Below are 1,936 nucleotides of genomic sequence, written 5' to 3' on the forward strand. Positions count from 1 at the left end.
GCGGGAGCCATCACCGGCTCGCGCACGCTGCCCACACTGAAGCGGATGTCGCTGAGGGGTGCGTCGGGCAGCAGCGCGTTCAGGGCCTTAAGAAAGTGATGGCGCTGCATGCTCAGGTGATGGGCGGCGGCGCTGTCGCGTACGTCCACGAACAGCACGCTGCCCTGCTGGGTGCGTGGGCGGGTGATGCGGGCGATCTCCGGCCCCACCGCCCCCGGCCACGCCAGAATGGCCCGCGCCCGCCCGATGCCCTTGGCGATGCGCGCCGTGCCCAGCGTCGCGCCCATCAGTTCGCCCAGACCGCGCGGCCCGCTCAGGCGGCGGCCCCGATTGTTGCGCCCCTCGTTGTAACGGTCCCAGGCCACTAGCGCACCTCCTCAAGTCGCGGTGCCATTAGCCCGTCCTCTTCTGAATCGTCCGCGTTCAGGTCAGCCAGAGCCAGATCAGCCAGGGGAGACGCGTCCACGGGCGTAAACCTCCCCGACTGCGCCCAGAACTGCGCCGACGCACCGGGCGGGCGTTCGGTTCCGGTCACGATGGCCTGCGGCACCCCTGCCGCCAGCTCCAGCAAAAAGGTGCGCCGTCCAGGGTCCAGTTCGGCGCTGAAATCGTCAATCAGCAGGATCGGCTGCTCGCCAAAGCGTTCGGCCAGCAGCTCCAGTTCGGCGCGGCGTAAGGCGAGCGCAACGGTGCGTCCCTCGCCCCGGCTGGCGTATTCACTGGCCGAGAATCCGCCCAGGGTCAGCACCAGATCGTCGCGGTGCGGCCCGGAGACGGTGGAGCCGCGCGCCAGTTCCTCGGCCCGTCTGGAGGTCAGATCGTGGGCGTAGGTTTCGGGCGTCGTCGTTTCCAGCAGCGTCAGCGTGAGGGTCTTGCGGCTGCCCAGCGCGGCGTTGGCGTCGGTGGCCAGTTCACCCAGGCGGGTCAGGGCGCGGCGGCGGAAGGTGATGATCTCAGTGCCCAGCTTGACCAGAGCGTCATCCCACACCGACATGGCCCACTGTTCGCCGCCTTTCAGGGCCGCGTTGCGTTGAGACACCGTGCGCTCGTAACGGCCCAGTTGCTGGCCATAGCGGGCGCTCAGGCGCGACAGCAACGAGTCCAGATAGGCGCGGCGCAGCGACGGCGAACCGAAGACCAGTTCGGAGTCCTCGGGGCGAATCCACACGGCACTGCCACGCGGCAGGTCGCCCGCACGCACACGCACGCCGTCCACCTTGAGCTGCCGCCGCCCGCGCCCCAGCCCCACCTCCTGCACGCTCAGGCTGCCGCCGGATTCCAGATCGGCGCGCACATACGCCTCGTTCTCGCCGGACTGCACCAGTTGTTCCAGGCGGCCCACGTCGGTCTGCCCGGTCAGCGCCAGATAAATGGCCTCCAGCAGGTTGGTCTTGCCCGCTCCATTCTCGCCGTACACGCCCGTTACGCCCGCCCCGAAGCGCAGCGTACACGGCGCGAGGTTGCGGTAATTCAAAGTTGAGAGAGACTCCAGACGCACAGGGTTCATTCTAGTCGGGACGCGCGCGGGGTTCTGTGGGACGGTGCGGGGATGGAGGCAGGTTATACGGATTCCGTCTGTTTCATTAACAAACCGGGAAAGCTCCGGTTTGTTAACTCCACGCCCGGAACCCGCTCTTCTCCTTCTCGCGCCCGCTCGAATTTCCATCGTTTTGCAAACGATTCAATCGGAGTCCGTATTAACAATGGTTCGGACAGTTTTGACCAGCTCTAAGCTGCTTTGACTCCCAGATCCAGCGGCCTGGATGGATGTTTTTCCAATTCAGCAAATCTCGCCTGAAGACCGAGATTGCTCAGTATTCGCCACGCAAACAGTCGATTGAAGGCCCGCCGCTTGATGTCCTCGTAGGAAAACACCAGCGAAGTGACCGGGCGACCCTGGAGGCCGCTGGCCTCCAGGAGCATTTCAGCCCGGCCC

Annotated in this window: 2 protein-coding genes and 1 pseudogene; all 3 read right to left on the bottom strand. The window is 65.9% G+C overall.

What is annotated here, in order from left to right:
• On the bottom strand, positions 1–287 hold a 287-nt coding region (locus BOO71_RS25600; RefSeq protein WP_139323207.1), incomplete at its 3' end, for a DUF721 domain-containing protein.
• A gap of 77 nt (positions 288–364) precedes the next feature.
• Positions 365–1,507, bottom strand: coding sequence for a DNA replication/repair protein RecF (gene recF / locus BOO71_RS25605; protein ID WP_075837050.1), 1,143 nt, complete (start codon positions 1,505–1,507; stop codon positions 365–367).
• A 221-nt stretch (positions 1,508–1,728) separates the two neighbouring features.
• Positions 1,729–1,936, bottom strand: a pseudogene (locus BOO71_RS28550) (IS4 family transposase); the annotation flags it as partial.

This window comes from Deinococcus marmoris, assembly GCF_001949125.1.
GTDB classification, from domain to species: Bacteria; Deinococcota; Deinococci; order Deinococcales; family Deinococcaceae; genus Deinococcus; species Deinococcus marmoris_A.

What these genes read in the sequence shown, in the direction of transcription:
- recF (WP_075837050.1), bottom strand. Translation starts at nt 1,507, where the DNA reads ATGAACCCTGTGCGTCTGGAGTCTCTCTCAACTTTGAATTACCGCAAC.